Origin of the sequence: Enterococcus italicus DSM 15952 (assembly GCF_000185365.1) — a bacterium.
GTDB classification, from domain to species: domain Bacteria; phylum Bacillota; class Bacilli; order Lactobacillales; family Enterococcaceae; genus Enterococcus_G; species Enterococcus_G italicus.
This window is the reverse complement of the sequence record NZ_GL622241.1, coordinates 984,461-1,001,611: the sequence shown is the minus strand read 5'-3', so window position 1 is coordinate 1,001,611 and position 17,151 is coordinate 984,461. Positions and strand designations below refer to the sequence as shown.

14 protein-coding genes are annotated in these 17,151 nt (G+C 42.0%); 1 reads left to right on the top strand and 13 read right to left on the bottom strand.

Features of this window, described 5'->3' with window-relative positions; all coding sequences use genetic code 11:
• Positions 1-225 precede the first annotated feature (225 nt).
• From lysS to pth, 12 genes are all read right to left on the bottom strand, one after another.
• Positions 226-1,719 (bottom strand): lysine--tRNA ligase, encoded by a 1,494-nt coding sequence (gene lysS / locus HMPREF9088_RS04685; protein WP_007208013.1) that lies wholly within the window; start codon positions 1,717-1,719, stop codon positions 226-228.
• 102 nt (positions 1,720-1,821) lie between these two features.
• A complete protein-coding gene (gene dusB / locus HMPREF9088_RS04680; RefSeq protein WP_007208012.1) occupies positions 1,822-2,811 on the bottom strand; it encodes a tRNA dihydrouridine synthase DusB in 990 nt (329 codons plus the stop codon).
• A gap of 1 nt (position 2,812) precedes the next feature.
• Complete coding sequence (gene hslO / locus HMPREF9088_RS04675) at positions 2,813-3,706, bottom strand: Hsp33 family molecular chaperone HslO (RefSeq protein WP_040367253.1); 894 nt, start codon at positions 3,704-3,706, stop codon at positions 2,813-2,815.
• Between the two features lie 123 nt (positions 3,707-3,829).
• Entirely contained in the window at positions 3,830-5,887 is a 2,058-nt protein-coding gene (gene ftsH, locus HMPREF9088_RS04670) for an ATP-dependent zinc metalloprotease FtsH (protein WP_040366426.1), read from the bottom strand.
• 73 nt (positions 5,888-5,960) lie between these two features.
• Positions 5,961-6,503 (bottom strand): hypoxanthine phosphoribosyltransferase, encoded by a 543-nt coding sequence (hpt, locus tag HMPREF9088_RS04665; protein ID WP_007208009.1) that lies wholly within the window; start codon positions 6,501-6,503, stop codon positions 5,961-5,963.
• 18 nt (positions 6,504-6,521) lie between these two features.
• A complete protein-coding gene (gene tilS, locus HMPREF9088_RS04660; protein WP_007208008.1) occupies positions 6,522-7,895 on the bottom strand; it encodes a tRNA lysidine(34) synthetase TilS in 1,374 nt (457 codons plus the stop codon).
• A gap of 61 nt (positions 7,896-7,956) precedes the next feature.
• Positions 7,957-8,415, bottom strand: coding sequence for a S1 domain-containing RNA-binding protein (locus HMPREF9088_RS04655; protein ID WP_007208007.1), 459 nt, complete (start codon positions 8,413-8,415; stop codon positions 7,957-7,959).
• Between the two features lie 66 nt (positions 8,416-8,481).
• Positions 8,482-8,886 (bottom strand): FtsB family cell division protein, encoded by a 405-nt coding sequence (locus HMPREF9088_RS04650; RefSeq protein WP_007208006.1) that lies wholly within the window; start codon positions 8,884-8,886, stop codon positions 8,482-8,484.
• Between the two features lie 98 nt (positions 8,887-8,984).
• Positions 8,985-9,245 carry an RNA-binding S4 domain-containing protein gene (locus tag HMPREF9088_RS04645; protein ID WP_007208005.1) on the bottom strand — a complete coding sequence of 87 codons (261 nt, stop codon included), beginning with the start codon at positions 9,243-9,245 and terminating at the stop codon, positions 8,985-8,987.
• Positions 9,242-10,828: a putative polysaccharide biosynthesis protein gene (locus tag HMPREF9088_RS04640; RefSeq protein ID WP_007208004.1), complete on the bottom strand. Its 1,587-nt coding sequence runs from the start codon at positions 10,826-10,828 to the stop codon at positions 9,242-9,244. The genes HMPREF9088_RS04645 and HMPREF9088_RS04640 overlap by 4 nt, the downstream gene beginning before the upstream one ends.
• Before the next feature lie 13 nt (positions 10,829-10,841).
• Positions 10,842-14,381, bottom strand: a complete 3,540-nt coding sequence (gene mfd / locus HMPREF9088_RS04635; protein ID WP_007208003.1) for a transcription-repair coupling factor — start codon at positions 14,379-14,381, stop codon at positions 10,842-10,844.
• On the bottom strand, positions 14,378-14,956 hold the full coding sequence (gene pth, locus HMPREF9088_RS04630; protein ID WP_007208002.1) for an aminoacyl-tRNA hydrolase: 579 nt from the start codon (positions 14,954-14,956) through the stop codon (positions 14,378-14,380). The genes mfd and pth overlap by 4 nt, the downstream gene beginning before the upstream one ends.
• A 325-nt stretch (positions 14,957-15,281) precedes the next feature.
• On the opposite strand from pth, the gene HMPREF9088_RS04620 reads away from it, so the two are divergent.
• Positions 15,282-16,280, top strand: coding sequence for an L-lactate dehydrogenase (locus HMPREF9088_RS04620; RefSeq protein ID WP_007207999.1), 999 nt, complete (start codon positions 15,282-15,284; stop codon positions 16,278-16,280).
• A 146-nt stretch (positions 16,281-16,426) separates the two neighbouring features.
• Here the strand turns inward: HMPREF9088_RS04620 and HMPREF9088_RS04615 are convergent, their stop codons facing one another.
• Positions 16,427-17,149, bottom strand: coding sequence for a YebC/PmpR family DNA-binding transcriptional regulator (locus tag HMPREF9088_RS04615; RefSeq protein WP_007207998.1), 723 nt, complete (start codon positions 17,147-17,149; stop codon positions 16,427-16,429).
• Between the last annotated feature and the right edge of the window lie 2 nt (positions 17,150-17,151).

Below are 17,151 nucleotides of genomic sequence, written 5' to 3'. Positions count from 1 at the left end.
ATTCGTCAACACTTTTTAAAAATAAAATTTCAGATGAAGCTCTCTTTTTAAGACCTCTATTAATATAACAAGTAATTTGCCATAGGTCAATCTTTTTTTGTGGTTTTTCAGTTCTTCTCCTAAACACTTTCATTCGAAAAAAAGAGCTGAAAAACGTTCGTCTTCCAGCTCTTTTATAACAAATAATTCATTCATTATTCAGTTTATTTGGTTAATACACTACTATTAACGCATTGTCGGGAATAACAACACATCACGGATTGATTGTGCATCCGTCAAAAGCATCACTAGTCGATCGATTCCAATCCCTAGCCCTCCGGTTGGTGGCATACCATATTCCAAAGCTTCCAAGAAATCTTCATCCACGCCATGTGCTTCATCATTTCCTGCTTCTCTTTCACGTTCTTGCTCTTCAAAACGTTCTCTTTGATCGATTGGATCATTTAATTCAGTAAAGGCGTTGGCAAATTCACGGCCAACGATGAACAATTCAAAACGATCAGTAAATCGTGGGTCTTCTGGATTTTTCTTAGCCAATGGTGATACTTCAACAGGATGACCGTAAACAAATGTCGGTTGTTGTAATGTTTCTTCAACAAATGTTTCGAAAAATTCATTCAAAATATGGCCAACTGCCATTGCATCGGTAATTTCAACATTGTGTTCTTTCGCGTATTGACGTGCTTGTTCAATGGACATTTCTTGCCAGAAATCTACGCCCGTCTTTTCTTTTACAGCATCTGCCATGTGTACGCGTCGGAAGTCAGAACCCAAATCAACAGGTGCTCCACCATACGTGATACTTGTTGTATCTAGTGTTTTTTCAGCGACAGTCCGAATAATTGCTTCTGTCAAGTCCATTACATCACGATAATCTGTATACGCGGTATAACATTCCATCATGGTAAATTCTGGGTTATGCGTCGTATCGATTCCTTCATTACGGAATACTCGTCCAATTTCGTAGACTTTTTCCATGCCACCTACGATTAGCCGTTTTAGGTGCAATTCTAACGCAATGCGCAAATACAAATCTATATCTAATGCATTGTGATGTGTAATAAATGGCCGTGCAGCTGCCCCACCTGCTTGATTATGCAATACTGGTGTTTCCACTTCAAGATAGCCTAACCCATCTAAATAGCGACGAATTTCGCTGATGATTTTGCTTCGTTTTGTAAAACGATCAAAGCTTTCTTGATTGCTAATCAAATCCAAATAACGTTGACGGTAGCGTTGCTCAACATTCGTTAACCCATGATACTTGTCAGGTAATGGACGCAACGCTTTTGATAAAATGGTAATTTCAGTTGGTTTAATCGTTACTTCACCAGTATCGGTCTTCATGATTTGACCAGTCACACCGAAGAAATCACCTAAGTCAGCATGCTTAAAGACATCATAGGGCTCATCACCTACTTGATCTTTACGGACATAAATCTGGATGCGGCCTTCACGATCTTGCAAGTGAGCAAAGCCGACTTTCCCTTTACCGCGCTTGGTTACAATACGTCCAGCCACACTAGCAGTCAGACCCATCTCTTCTAATTCCTCTTTCGTACGAGGATCAAATAATTCATGTAGTTCTGCTGATTGATGTGTGCGCTCAAAACGATGACCAAAAGGATCTATCCCTTCTTCACGTAATGACTCCATTTTTTGGCGACGAACCAGCATTTGATCATTTAATTCTTCTTGTGTTTGTCGTTCCTCTGTCACGAGTTTTCCTCCATTCTCAGATATGCTTCTTTCTTATAATGCCAATCTTCAGGCAAAAAAGCAAGCCGAATCTCTACTCCGACTTGCTTTGATTTGCAACAATTATCCAGCCACTACTTGGTTTGCCAAAAAATCATCGAGTAACATCATGGTAGTTTGACGATCTTCTGATTTATTAATTTCAGCCTTTAGCTTAGCCGTTCTTGAAATGCCTTTTAAGTAATAGGCGGCATGTTGGCGAAACTCTCTTGCTGCGATTCTTTCTCCTTTTAGAGCTACTAGTCGGTCAAAGTGAAGCTTAGCCATCGCAATTTTCTCTTCTGGTGTCGGCTCAGCAATCAATTCGCCGGTCTGCAAGTAGTGATTGGTACGCCCAATCATCCACGGATTACCTAAGGCTGCTCGACCAATCATGACGGCATCACAGCCGACTTCTTCAAACATACGCCGCGCATCTTCAGGTGTGCGTACATCGCCGTTGCCCATGAGAGGAATCGAGAGTTTTTTCTTCACTTCTCTCAAGACGGACCAATCAGCTTTGCCTTCATACATTTGTACACGCGTTCTTCCATGCATCGCAACAGCTGCGGCACCAGCTGCTTGTGCGGCTAACGCATTTTCTACAGCAAATAAATGCTCCTCATCCCAGCCCGTACGCATCTTTACCGTCACAGGAATGGATACTGCCGAAGCAACTGCTTGTACCATTTCGTATACTTTGTTTGGATCAAGCAGCCATTTAGCACCCGCCTCGGCTTTAATAATCTTATTTACCGGGCAGCCCATATTAATGTCAATGATATCTGCCGTCGTATTTTTCTCGACAAACTGAGCCGCCTCAACGAGTGATTCTTTTGTGCTACCAAAAATTTGCAAACTCAACGGATGCTCTGTTTCGTCGATGTACAACATTTCTAATGTCTTTTTGTTGCGCAACTGAATCCCTTTGTCACTAATCATTTCACACACGACTAGTCCCGCACCAGCTTCTTTCACTGTCACACGGAATGCGGCATTTGAAATACCTGCCATCGGTGCCACAACGACACGATTGGGAATCTCCACTTGACCAATCATCCAAGATGTAGACATTTTACTTTGCTCCTCCAGTAATCTCTTCCTTAATCTCTGTCAGTTCTTGCTCATCAAAGAAATACTTGTTCCCGCAAAATGAACAAACAGCTTCTGCGCCATGGTCTTCATCAATCATATCTTGAATCTCTTTGGATCCTAGCGTTAAAATAGCTGAAGCAAATTTTTCTTTTGAACAATCACATTTAAACTCAACTGGCATTTCTTCTAAAATCATTACTGACTCGCCAGCAAAAATGGTATCTAAAATATCTTCGGGTGTCTTGCCTTGATCAAGCAAAGTCGAAACTTTTGGTAGTTCTTGAAGACGATTTTCGATTTTTGCGATCATTTCTTCGGATGCACCTGGCATAATTTGTAGCATAAAGCCCCCTGCCGAGCGCACAGAATCATCCGTATCAACTAATACACTCAAGCCTACAGCTGAAGGTACTTGCTCAGAAGCCGCTAAGTAGTAAGTAAAGTCCTCACCGAGCTCACCTGAGACAATCGGTGTTTGACCAGAGAACGGCTCCTTTAATCCTAAATCTTTGATCACTGTGAAAATACCTTCTGTCCCTACTGCGCCTCGTACATCTAATTTTCCTTGAGCGTTCAACGGTAAACTAATTTTTGGGTTTTGAATGTACCCTTTTACTTCACCGCTACCATTCGCATCGACCATAATTAAGCCTGCCGGTCCATTTCCTTGGATTTTTACGGTTAATTTGTCTTCGCCCTTTACAGTGCTTCCTAATAGAAGTGATCCGACAATTGCTCTACCAAGTGCTGCTGTCGCTGTATTCCAAGTATCGTGACGACGCTGTGCTTCTGCTACGACATCTGTCGCACAAACTGCATACGCACGCACATAGCCACCATATGCTAATGCTTTTACTAAATAATCTTTTGCCATTTCCAATTCCTCTTTCTTTTTCATTACTGCATCATACCGAGAATGCGTAATTTTTTCAACTGCCTCGCTCGTTCCATCAAAAAACAAGAGAGTCATTCCATGAACGGCTCTCTTGTCAAAACATTATACAGTTTTGTCATCAGTTGAATCAGGTGTGATTTCTTTCGTTTCAGTTTCTGATTGTTCTGCTTGTTTTTCCGCATCTTTTTGTTCCAATGCTCGTTTTGCTTCTTCATAAGATGCTGCTTTTTCGCTTGGGAAAGGATTTTCTTCCACTCCCTCAGGCATCTTACCTGTTTCAAATAAAGATTTGATTGCTTTGGCATCTAGCGTTTCAAACTCTAATAGTTTTTCTGCAATCAATTTGTGTTGCGCACGATGTTCTTCTATGATTTCACGTGCTTTCGCGTGTGCTTCAACGAGAATGCGACGAACTTCTCCGTCAATCTCATAAGCCACTTGTTCAGAGTATGCTTTTGTTTGACCATAATCACGGCCGACAAACACTTGATGGTTTCCTTCGTATTGAACAGGACCTAATTTGTCACTCATTCCATATTCTGTAACCATACTACGTGCTAAGCCAGTCGCCTGTTCAAAGTCATTGGAAGCACCTGTTGATTGAACGTTGAAAATAATTTCTTCTGCTGTCCGTCCACCAAGTAGACCAACAATTTGTTCAAACATATCTTCTTTGGTCATTAACATTTGATCTTCTTTCGGCAAGGCAATCATGTATCCGCCCGCGCGACCGCGAGGAATAATCGTCACTTTGTGGACAATACGCGCACGGCTAAGAACTAAACCGACAATCGTATGTCCTGCTTCATGGTAGGCCACCATTTCTCGTTCGCGCTTACTAATCACGCGATCTTTCTTCGCTGGCCCAGCAATCACCCGATCTTCTGCTTCATCAATGTCAGATGCATCGATTTTGGTTTTATTTCGACGAGCTGCGACTAACGCTGCTTCGTTTAAGACATTTTCTAATTCTGCACCGGCAAAGCCAGGTGTTTGTTGTGCTACCACTTTTAAGTCGACATCATCGGCTAATGGCTTGTTTCTAGCATGTACTTTTAAGATAGCTTCGCGGCCTTTCACATCTGGACGTCCGACCAAGATTTGGCGGTCAAAACGACCTGGACGAAGAAGCGCTGGATCCAATACGTCCGAACGGTTTGTCGCAGCAATCACGATCACGCCTTCGTTTCCGTTAAAGCCATCCATTTCAACTAGTAATTGGTTTAGAGTTTGTTCGCGTTCATCATGTCCGCCACCCATACCGGCACCACGTTGACGTCCGACTGCATCAATTTCATCAATGAAAATAATCGCAGGCGCATTCTTCTTCGCAGTATCGAACAAGTCACGTACACGACTAGCACCGACACCGACAAACATTTCAACAAAATCTGAACCAGAAATAGAATAAAATGGGACGCCAGCTTCACCAGCTACTGCTTTTGCAAGCAATGTTTTCCCTGTTCCTGGAGGGCCTTCTAATAATACCCCTGCTGGAATACGCGCACCAAGCGCAGAAAAACGACGTGGGTCTTTTAAGAACTCGACCACTTCAACTAATTCTTGTTTTTCTTCTTCCGCTCCAGCTACGTCAGAAAAACGTACGCGGTTGGCTTTTTTGTCTGCTTCTTTGGCTTTTGATTTACCAAAGTTCATCACGCCGCGGCCTCCGCCGCCACCGCCGCCGCCTTGTTGACCCATCATCATATAGAAGAAAAAGATGATGATCACTAAAGGTAAGAAACTAACCAATAGTGACAACCAAATCCCACTATTTGACTCTTGTTCAATCTCTGTTTTGACTCCTTGATCACTCGCTAATGTCGTAATCTCATTCAATGTGGAATCATTTGGTAAGACAATCGTTGAAAATGAAGTAGAGGTAGAAGACGTTGTGCCGAATACGCTCAATCCACTGTCATTGTCTACTTTTTGTGCATCTTTATACTGCCCAGTAATGCGATACACACCATTTGATGGTTGAACCGTAAATGATTCAACTTCGCCATTCTTTAATTGCTCTGTAAAAGTCGAATACTCAATTTCTGGCGAACGATCGCTGCCGTTACCAAAAAAGTAATAGACAACCATTACCATGGCTAACAAAATGAGTACATAATATAAGGTCGTTTTGACCGTACCATTTCCTTTTTTATTCATGCGGGCCCTCCTTGTCGTCTTGTCTTTATCTGACCATTTCATTGTATCATATTTAAATAGAATTTATGATAGTTTACGATTGATAAACAGATGGTTTTAACACACCCACATAAGGGAGGTTACGGTATTGTTGAATATAGTCTAGTCCATAGCCGACCACAAACTCATTCGGCACATCAAAACCAACATAATCGGCTTCAATCGGTACAACGCGTCCTTCTGGTTTATCCAGTAACGTCACAATCTTCACTGACTTCGCTTTACGGTATTTAAACAAGTCAACTAAATAAGCCAACGTTCTGCCACTGTCGATAATGTCTTCCACGATTAATAAATCGCGACCTTCAACATTTGTATCTAAATCTTTCACGATCTTCACTTCTCCGGAAGATACCGTCGCGTTTCCATAGCTAGAAACATCTAAGAAATCTATTTCTAAATAACAATCCATTTCACGAACAATATCCGCCATAAAAGGAACAGCTCCTTTTAATACACCAACCACAAGCGGTGTTTTATCCTGATATTCTTCCGTTAATTGTTTTCCTAATTCTGCACAACGCATTTGAATTTGCTCTCGTGTGATAAGTATTTTTTCAATATCTTTATCTAACATACCGTTCTCCTTTCAAAGTTACTTCTGACATTTATACAGAAGTACGTACCGTATTTTATCAGTTTCTTTCGCAATACTCAAATAGGAATGAAGAAAAGGAAAGAAAACCAAACCCTTCTTAGTAGAATCTAAAACAAACCAAGCATCTTCGCGTTGTGTTTGCGGGATTTTTTGATCAATTAGCCAGCGAGAAAGTCGCTTCGTCAATTCAGGAGTCAGGGCGATTCGGTCACCATCTTGCCGCTTTCGAACCGAAAGCGGCAAGGCTAGTTCATCCGAAAAAGCCACAGACATAGTCGACCAAGTCTGAACTTTTGGGGGCAGTAAACTCTCGTCCACAGGTGATTGGAAGAGCCCAATCCATTGATGATCTGATAAATAGAGCTGTGTGCCTTCCATTAAAGTGACGGCTTGCCGTTCTTGTTGCTCAGGCTTTTTCTCCAAAACCAATGTCTGATAGGCTCGGCGAATGACCCAACCATGAGCGATGTTGAGTAGCCATTGGGATTTGTGTTCATCAAGCAAAGTGAGCGTTTGATTGATTTGTTTTTGCGAGAGCGCGACTGTCCCTGTCGAACGAACAATTTGGGCTGCTTTTTCCAGTAAATATTTTTTTACCAGCGGCGATCTTTTTTGGAATAAAGACAAATCCAGTGACCAACCAGTAGTAGTTTTCTTAAACATCCCTTTTTCTTGTTCCCAGAGGACTTCTTCAAGCAAGGCCTCGTTGTCTTCGACTTGCTTGGCAATCTGTTGAAAGTGTTCCGTTACTTGGGGATGCTCTTTTTTTAAGAGCGGGACGACTTGCTGACGCATCCGATTACGGAAATAAAGCGAGTCTTGATTTGTCTCATCCTCAAAATAGGTTAGCTCACGCCTTTTGGCATAGTCATAAAGTGTTTGTTTGTCATAAGGTAGTAGCGGCCGAACAAGTTGACCATTGGCAAACGGCTGACTTGCTACAATTCCTTTTAGCGCGGTCAATTGCCCATCCCGAATCGCCTTCATCAGCATTGTCTCGAGTTGATCATCGCGATGATGTGCAGTAAGCAGTACCTTGTAGCCTTGTTCATTCATTATTTTTTTGAAAAAGTCATACCGAAACTGGCGTGCATTGGCTTCGATATTGCTAGACGTCGGTGTCCAATTGGCTTGAAAGAAATCTAGCTGGTGTTCTTTGCAATACGCATTGATAAAGCAAGCTTCTTTTTCACTCTCTGGTCGCAACCCATGATTCACATGGACCACCGCTATTCGCTGGATATCCGTCACTGATGAAATCAGCAAATCGAGCAAAACCATCGAGTCAACCCCTGTCGATACTGCCAGCAAGACATCTTGGTTTGCAAATTGTCGGATTTGAAATTCTTGTTGCATGCGCTGCACATCCATTGTGATCCCTCCAATCAAAAAAGGTTGAACCTTGCGCAAGGCTCAACCTTCAATATACTGACTAGCTACGGCGACCGCCGCGACCGCCGCGCTTTCCTTCAGTGTTTCTTCTCAAAGAAGAAAGGCGATCATCACTATCTTTCAAAAAAGAAGACATCAATGAATCGAAGTCTTGTTTCGAATTATTTGCTGCATTTTGATTTCCTTGATTGCGGTTAAACGGTTTTTTTGGTCCCGCTTTATGGAAATCTTTTTTAGGGAACTCGCGCTTTTCTTCTTGCGGACGATCCTCTGCTTTACGAATAGATAAGCCGATTTTGCCATCTGCTCCAATATTCGTTACTAATACAGTCACTTCATCGCCGACTTTCAATACTTCATTGATATCTTTGACAAAGCCATTTGATACTTCACTAATATGGACAAGGCCCGTCTTGCCCGCTCCCAAATCAATAAATGCACCAAAATTAGTAATTCCTGAAACTTTCCCTGGTACTTTTGCTCCAACTTCGATTGACATAAAAAATGTGTTCCTCCTATTTTATTACCCTTTTATATTCCATTGACACATACGCGTCATGATGACCTATTTATCACTAGACTCAGTCGGTGATTGACTATCTGAATCCGGTATTTTGAAATTGATCTCGCCGTCTTTTGAATAGAAATACCGACTGCGCGCCAGCTTGGCTACATAGTCATCGTCTTCTAATAATGCGACATCAGCTTTCAATTGTTTTACTTGTTTGTTTACTTGCTTTTGCTCAACCAACGTCTCTTGCTTATACGTGTTTAGCGTGGCTAAACGTGCATAATCTCTTGCCAAGCTATACCCGATACTAATGAACGCCACAATACCGACTGTACAGATAACAGCCAAACGCCTACGACGAAAAATCACTTGCCGCTTTTGCTTTGCGTAAGTTGCATATTGCTCTTTGGCGAAATCTGTTGGCAGATAAGCTACTTTGTTTTTCTTTTGCTTTTTCAATCCACTCGCCCCAGTCTCTTGATTGTCTTTTTCATTATACCAACATCAGAATCACTTGTCTAACAATATTACAAACAACTTTGATACGTGCGCATTTTTTAAGCGTTCACTCGTTCGTCTGAAAGAAGCGTATACATCGAGCTTGCATCTTCCTTTTTGGTAGACTCTTGTAATTTTTCAACACGAACGTTGACTGTCCGATTACCAAATTGAATTTGCAACTCATCGCCAACTTTGACTGTTGTACCCGACTTAGCGATTTTGCCATTTAATTGAATTCTTCCTTTGTCTGCAACCTCTTTTGCGACCGACCGACGTTTAATCAAACGTGAAACTTTTAAAAATTTATCAATTCTCATTTTTTCTCTCCTATTCGTAGTAACTTCTCACCAAACGGAATGAATAACCATTCCCGTACGGTAAAAACCTTTAATTTTATAATAAGTAACAAAAACACCGCTGCCCCAAGCACAACACCGCCAAGGCTGACCACCAGTGTCAGACTGCGATGCCACTGTGTTGCTAAAAGGGCTACACATAAGGCATCATACCCACTTAACATCACCACCATACCGGCCAGCGCCCCAAGCAAGCGCCAACCAAACTTTCGCTGTGTCCAAAATTGATGCAACTGCAATTCATCAAAATGCAAAAATGTCGCTAACACCGCTGCTAAGCCGAGCAACGTCGACAGGCTCGCGCCAATTGTCCCCATACCGGCTGTCAGGATTCCTGTCGTGACAAACTTGACGATGCAGCCACAAACAACTGCTTTAAAAGAAGCCAATACTTTGTTGCGGCTCTGTTCGATACTTTGAAAAGCTTGAATAATTGCCATCAATGCAATCGCAAATACAAACAAAAGCAACGTCTTTGTTCCTTGGAAATCTTTAAACAACGTATAGTTCACAAAAGGCATCAACATCGCTAACCCAATCGATGCTGCTAGCGACAGTGAAACCGTTAAGCGCAAGTACATAATCGCTGAGAAACGAAACTTCACTAGCTTATGCGACCGCAAGTGTTCTGTCAAAGCCGGCAGAAAGCTTGTGCCTAATGCACCAGCAACGACCAATCCTAACTGAACGAGTGGTTGTCCGCGATCATAGACCCCTTTGGCCAATTGTGCCAAATCTTTGGGCATCCCCGCAATGATTAATCCATTCACCACAAAAAACGAATCCATTAACTGAAATAGGATCAATAATGAGCTAAAGACCGTCAACATCCCGGCTTCACGGTAAAAACGCATGCGAACCGCTCTACTCGGTGGCTTAATCTGCAAAAAACGCCAAAAGGAAAGCGTATTGCCACTCATCTGCTTGCTATAGTGCACCAACACCATCCAAGCAACGACTCCGCCAAACAACGACCCCGAGAGCGCATAGGCACCCACGCGGTAAATAGAATAATGCAGCGTCACATAGCCCAGTGCCGCCAACAAGATAATCCCAACACGTACCACCTGTTCAATGATTTGTGATACAGCAGTCGGCACCATATAGAAATCTCCTTGAAAACTACCGCGGTAAAACGAAAGAAACGGAATCAACAAAAACGTAAAGGACGTCACTCGGATGAGAGGTGCCAATTGCTTATCTCCCATACCTAGCGCTAACCAGTCACTCGTAAGCAACAAAAATAACCAAGCCAAAACAGACAAACCAAAAATAAACGAAAAATAAGTCCGTAACTGCGTTCGCTTTTCTAACGGTGACTGGCCGACTAATAATTTTGACAGAAATTGTGGCACACTAGTCAGCGCAATCGTCATTGCAATCCCATATATCGGATAAATTTGCTGATAGACATAAAACCCTCGATCACCCACCAAATTTTGAAAAGGCACACGATAGATTGCGCTCAGCAATTTGGCAAAGAAAGAAGCTAACGTTAAAATAAATGCCCCTCTGACCAATGAATGCATACTTTTATTCGCCATTCTTGTCCCCTTTCTAAGATTGGGCGGCTAATTTTTGTCCTTTTTCTTGGTAACGAATGGCACGTAATGCCCGCATAAATGAAGCCACTTCTTGCAACCAAACCATCGCCTTCATGTCTTTTGGCACTTGTAGACGAATCGCCATTTTTTCTTTTTCCATTCCCATTGTCGCCTTTAGCTTCGTCGCTGCCAACCCTTCGAATAATTGTTCAACTGTGTAGTTTTTGGTACCGACTTTGCTGAGTAATACGGTAATGGTCTGCTGTTGTTTACGAATTACTTCGACTAACGCCCGGTCAGCGTTCATTTTTACTTCTCCAATGACTAACAAATGCGATACTTCATCTGGAAAGTCACCGAACCGGTCAAGCAGATCATCTTGCAGCTCATCTAGCGCGTCCATACTTTCTAATTCACGGATTCGTTTATAGATTTCAATTTTTTGTCGTTCATCTTCTATATAAGAAGCCGGCAAGTAGGCATCAATGCCTAGATCAATTTCCACATTGGTTTTTTGTAATTGCGTATTTTTCCCTTGCTTGCGCTCGACTGCTTCTTGTAGCATCTGCGCATACATATCAAACCCAACCGAATCAATAAAGCCATGCTGCTGGGCACCTAATAAGTTTCCGGCCCCACGAATGGACAAATCACGCATCGCAATTTTAAAGCCTGAACCTAATTCCGTAAAGTCTTTAATAGCTTGTAGTCGTTTCTCGCTGACTTCGGTCAAGATCTTTTGCGGCTCGTACATAAAGTAGGCATAGGCGACGCGATTGCTTCGTCCGACTCTCCCGCGTAATTGATACAATGTAGACAGCCCCATGTAGTCAGCATTTTCCACAAACAACGTATTTGCATTAGGAATATCTACCCCAGTCTCGATAATGGTCGTCGTAACCAAGATATCATACTCTCCTTCGATAAAATCAAAGAGCGTATTCTCTAGCTGGATTTCGGTCATTTGACCATGTGCATAGCCAATACGTGCATCAGGAACAAGCATTTGCAACTCTTCCACCTTCCGCTCGATTGTATCGACGCGATTGTACAAGTAGAAGACTTGGCCGCCGCGAGCCATCTCTCGTAGGATTGCTTCCCGAATAGCACCAGGGTTACTCTCCATCACATAGGTTTGAATGGGGTAGCGATTTTCAGGTGGCGTTTCAATGACCGACAAGTCTCTCACACCTAGCATAGACATGTGCAACGTACGAGGAATCGGTGTCGCCGTTAAGGTCAACACATCGACTTGCGAGCGTAATTCCTTCAGTCGCTCTTTGTGCTTGACCCCAAAACGTTGCTCTTCATCAATCACCAATAAACCCAAATCAGCAAACGTAATATCTTTTGATAATAGGCGATGCGTCCCTACTACAATATCGATTTGTCCGCGCCGCAATTGCTCGATGGTCTCTTGTTGTTGGCTTTTGGTTCTAAAGCGACTCAAAATACCAATATTGACTGGAAAACCTTGGAAGCGATCGACCATGGTCTCGTAGTGCTGTTGCGCTAAGATTGTCGTAGGTACTAAAATTGCGACTTGCTTGCTTTCACGAATGGCTTTAAACGCTGCTCGTAAGGCGACTTCTGTCTTTCCAAAGCCAACATCACCGACCAACAGCCGATCCATTGGTTTCTCTTTTTCCATATCTTTTTTTATCTCAGACGTGCTTCGTAGCTGGTCTTCTGTTTCCGAGTAAGGGAAGGCATCTTCGAATTCTTTTTGATAGCCATCATCTGGACCAAAGGCAAACCCTTTCTCCGCTTCCCGCTGTGCGTAAAGCTGAATCAAATCATCCGCGATATCTTCAATTTTACCAGATACTTTGCGTTTGGTTTTCGTCCATTCGCTTCCACCTAGTTTATTGATTCTTGGTGATTTTAATTCTGAGGCGACATATTTTTGAATCATATTCAGCTGCGTTACTGGAATGAAGAGTTTGTCATCATTTTGGTAAATAATTGTCAAATAATCTTGATGAACCCCATCTACTTCAAGGGTTTCCATACCGATGTATTTCCCAATCCCATGATTTTCATGTACTACATAGTCGCCAGTTTTTAGCTCGTTGTAGCTTTTTAAGCGCTCGGCATTGGACACTGTTTGTCTACGCGCACGACGCTTCGCAACTTTTTGGAAAATCTCCCGTTCCGTGACGACCACCACTTGATCATGCGGTAACTCAAACCCAGCTTGCAACGTCCCATGTATAATTTGTGAGCGCCCTAAAAATAATCGATCTGGTGTCGTCTGTACTGCATAAATATCATGATCACGAAATTCTTGTTCCAATTTTTTTTGTTGTTCTGCCGACTGAACGACAAAGACGACCGTCTGTGCTTGCTTCTCCCAACGATCCACCTCAGCTTTTAATAAGCCCATCTGACCAAAAAATTGTTGCATCGGTCGGTATTGAATGGTTTCAATTGCTTGAAAGCGCAAATTTCCCATCCCTTTTTGAAACAACGCAAAAAATGTAGTCGGCACATGCGTTTTTTGGAAAAAGGCATGCACATCATACCCCAATGTCTGATCGGCAAAGAGGCGCAACTCTTCAATCTTTTGAGTATGCCATTCACCTTCTTCCCGCTCGATTTCTCGATTGGTCTCCATGATACGTGCATAGTCATCCACCATCAGATAATAAGAGTCGGTGAAGTAATCCATCACCGTGACCGTATCTTTATAAAGCATATCTGTGTAAAACTGTGGCTGATCTCCAGCAATACCTTCGTCCCATGATTGCATCAACTGACCAAAATAGTCTGTCAAAAATGCTCGCTCGGTCTCATCTTGTGTCACTGCCAGACGTTTTTCTAGCATTTCGCGCAATGTTTCCTTACCGTGTTCAAAATCTTCTGGCGCAAAGATAAGTTCAGTCGTTGGCTGAATGGCAATTTTTTCTACTTGTTCCAGTGAACGTTGCGTTTGCGCATCAAAGTAACGAATTGAATCGACTTCTACATCAAATAATTCAATCCGTACAGGATGTACTTGATTTAATGGGTAGATGTCTACGATGCTTCCACGAATGCTAAAATCACCTGGTTTTTCAATCATTGCTTGACGCACAAAGCCCATTTGTACGAATTTTTTTGGCAGTTGCTCTAAATCAAGCTCATCTTCTAGTGCAATACTTAGTTGCGCATTTTGCCAAGTTTGCTTTTTGGGTAGTCTTTTACGTAATGCTGCAACTGGTAAAATGTAGATGCCTCTCTCTTCAGCCGCGATTGCAGTCAAGGTTGCCACACGCTCTGCTTTGGCGTCCGCCGAAGCAAACGCCATCTCAGCTGAGAGAACTTCATCAACTGGAAAGACATATACTTGCTCTTGTACGTGACGCAAATCTTCTGCTAGTTGATTGGCGTAATAGAGATTGGGTACGACAACGACCACGGATTGCTCTAGCTTTTGAAACGCTCCGACAATGGCCAGATTCTTAGCCGAACCAGCAAGCCCCGTAATGAGCTGACGCGACAGTCCTTCCTGCAATTGACGAAGCCACTTTTCAACCGGCTCTGTCTTTTGCACTAATTCTACTATATTCATTCAGATGCCCCTTTTTTATTAAACTGATTCATAACCATGACAAAATCTTCTCCACGCATCCACGCTACCGTCGCATCTACACCTTGTGCGATTCCTTCTTGAATCAATGGTGCATCTACTTTATCAAACGGACTTAACACATGTTGTACCACCGTTTGCTTTCCTTTTGGGCGACCAATGCCGACTTTCACACGCTTAAATGTTTGCGAGTCCAGATGAGAAATAATACTTTTAATCCCATTGTGTCCACCAGCACTGCCTTTTTGTCGTAATCGAATCTTTCCTACTTGCAAATCCAAATCATCATAAACAACGACTAATTCTTCTGGATATACACCAAAATATGTCATCAACGGGCCGACAGCTCGTCCTGATTCATTCATAAACGTTTGAGGCTTCACAAGTAATATCTTTTCACCATTACTAAAAAAATCAGCTACTTCTGCTTCGAAAGCAGTTTTCTTAAAAACACTATTTTCTTGATTGGCAATCTGATCAACAACCATAAACCCGACGTTGTGTTTTGTTTGCTCGTATTTTTTTCCAGGATTGCCTAATCCTACTATCATTTTCATGCGATACAATCTCCATCAATTTTCTTTCCAAACACAAAATGCTGGGCAGCTTAAGGCTGTCCAGTATCGGAAATTATTTGGTACTAAAATTATAGCACATCTCAAGCCAAAAGAGTGAATTCGTGAATTTCTTTTCTCTTTTTTATCATTTTATGACAGCACTTACAACTGTTTCATATAATATACTGCAAATCCATTTTAGAAAGCATTTACAAGAAAACACACAAAAAAAACTGTTACATTGTTTAGTAAATCACATGACAAATCGACCAGAAGATGGTAACATAGACTTTAGTAAAAAAAAAACGAAAAAGGATGGATTCAAATGGTTGCAACTACTGAAAAGAATTACCAAAAAGTCATTTTAGTTGGAGATGGCGCAGTTGGTTCAAGTTATGCATTCGCATTAGTTACGCAAAACATCGCGCAAGAAGTCGGGATTATTGATATTGATACAAAAAAAACAGAAGGTGATGCCATTGACCTTTCACACGCGCTAGCATTTACTTCTCCTAAGAAAATTTATTCTGCAACTTATGCTGATGCTCACGATGCAGATTTAGTAGTTATTACTGCAGGAGCAGCACAAAAACCTGGTGAAACTCGTCTTGATTTAGTAAATAAAAACTTAAAAATTAACCGTGCAGTTGTCACACAAATCGTTGCATCAGGATTTGATGGTATTTTCCTAGTAGCTGCTAACCCAGTAGATATTTTAACTTATGCAACATGGAAATTCTCTGGTTTTCCTAAAGAACGTGTCATCGGATCTGGTACTTCTTTGGACTCAGCTCGTTTCCGTCAAGCATTAGCTGAGTTAGTAGATGTGGATGCACGTAATGTCCATGCTTATATTTTAGGTGAACATGGTGACTCTGAATTCCCAGTATGGTCTCATGCCAACGTGGCCGGCTTACAAATTTATGAATGGGTAAAAAATAACCCTGAAGTAGATGAAGAAGCAATGGTTAACTTATTCTTTGGTGTTCGTGATGCTGCCTATACCATTATCGAGAAAAAAGGTGCTACTTACTATGGTATCGCCGTTGCCTTGGCAAGAATTACTCGTGCTATCTTAGATAACGAAAATGCTGTTTTACCTTTATCTGTTTACTTAGAAGGACAATATGGCTTAGATGGTATCTACATTGGTACTCCAGCTGTTGTCAATGCCAATGGGGTAGCAAAAATTATTGAAATCCCATTATCAGATAGCGAACAAGACAAAATGGTTGCTTCCGCAAAACAATTAAAAGAAGTTGTTGATGCTGCCTTTGAAGCACTAGAAAAAGAAGACGCACAAGCTAGAAAAAAAATAAATTAACACAAAGCTTTTGAACCATTGTGTTGATTTATTTTAGAATAAAAAAAGATAGAATGCGCTATACTTAAAAAAACCAGTAAATTCAAAAGTTTTAGAAAAAACTTAGGGATTTACTGGTCTTTTTGCTTGTAGCTAGTGCTGCTGTTTTATTCTGCTAGGTTTGTATATACTTCTGAAACATCGTCGTCATCTTCTAGCTTCGTGACTAGTTGCGACAGCTGCTCTAACTGAGCGTCATTGAGCGCGACTGTCGTTTTAGGCACCATAGTTAATTCAGCTTGAGCGAGTGTAAACTGAGCTTCTAAGGCTTCTTTTACCACCAAAAAATCTTCGGGATCCGTATAGATTTCAACTACTTCTGGTTGCATCTGTAAATCTTCCGCTCCAGCATCGATCACTGCTTCAAGCATCTGCTCCTCACTAAGTGCTATCCCTTCGCGCGCAATAGCTAAATACCCTTGCCGTTCAAACAAATAACTAACTGAGCCTGTCTCACCCAATGAGCCACCATTACGGGTAAACGCCACGCGGACATTGGTTTGTGTACGATTGCGATTATCAGTGAGCGCTTCGACGAGTATCGCCACACCATTTGGACCATACCCTTCATACGTGAGCTCTTCGTAATTAGAACCTTCTATGCCACTGGTTGCCTTTTTGATTGCGCGCTCAATATTGTCATTAGGCATATTGGCTGCCTTGGCTTTATCAATAACTAAGCGCAGCCCAGGATTCATACTTACTTCTCCACCGCCAGCCTTGGCAGCGATGTAAATTTCACGCGACAACTTTTGAAAAATTTTGCCACGTTTGGCATCCTGTGCATTTTTTCTCCCTTGAATATTGTTCCATTTGCTGTGTCCTGACATGT

Bases quoted from the DNA above. Each gene is read 5' to 3' on its own strand.
- ftsH (WP_040366426.1), bottom strand. From the start codon at position 5,887: ATGAATAAAAAAGGAAATGGTACGGTCAAAACGACCTTATATTATGTA.
- hpt (WP_007208009.1), bottom strand. From the start codon at position 6,503: ATGTTAGATAAAGATATTGAAAAAATACTTATCACACGAGAGCAAATT.
- HMPREF9088_RS04615 (WP_007207998.1), bottom strand. From the start codon at position 17,149: ATGTCAGGACACAGCAAATGGAACAATATTCAAGGGAGAAAAAATGCA.
- pth (WP_007208002.1), bottom strand. From the start codon at position 14,956: ATGAAAATGATAGTAGGATTAGGCAATCCTGGAAAAAAATACGAGCAA.
- HMPREF9088_RS04655 (WP_007208007.1), bottom strand. From the start codon at position 8,415: ATGTCAATCGAAGTTGGAGCAAAAGTACCAGGGAAAGTTTCAGGAATT.
- HMPREF9088_RS04620 (WP_007207999.1), top strand. From the start codon at position 15,282: ATGGTTGCAACTACTGAAAAGAATTACCAAAAAGTCATTTTAGTTGGA.
- tilS (WP_007208008.1), bottom strand. From the start codon at position 7,895: ATGGATGTGCAGCGCATGCAACAAGAATTTCAAATCCGACAATTTGCA.
- dusB (WP_007208012.1), bottom strand. From the start codon at position 2,811: ATGTCTACATCTTGGATGATTGGTCAAGTGGAGATTCCCAATCGTGTC.
- HMPREF9088_RS04640 (WP_007208004.1), bottom strand. From the start codon at position 10,828: ATGGCGAATAAAAGTATGCATTCATTGGTCAGAGGGGCATTTATTTTA.
- HMPREF9088_RS04645 (WP_007208005.1), bottom strand. From the start codon at position 9,245: ATGAGAATTGATAAATTTTTAAAAGTTTCACGTTTGATTAAACGTCGG.
- hslO (WP_040367253.1), bottom strand. From the start codon at position 3,706: ATGGCAAAAGATTATTTAGTAAAAGCATTAGCATATGGTGGCTATGTG.
- mfd (WP_007208003.1), bottom strand. From the start codon at position 14,381: ATGAATATAGTAGAATTAGTGCAAAAGACAGAGCCGGTTGAAAAGTGG.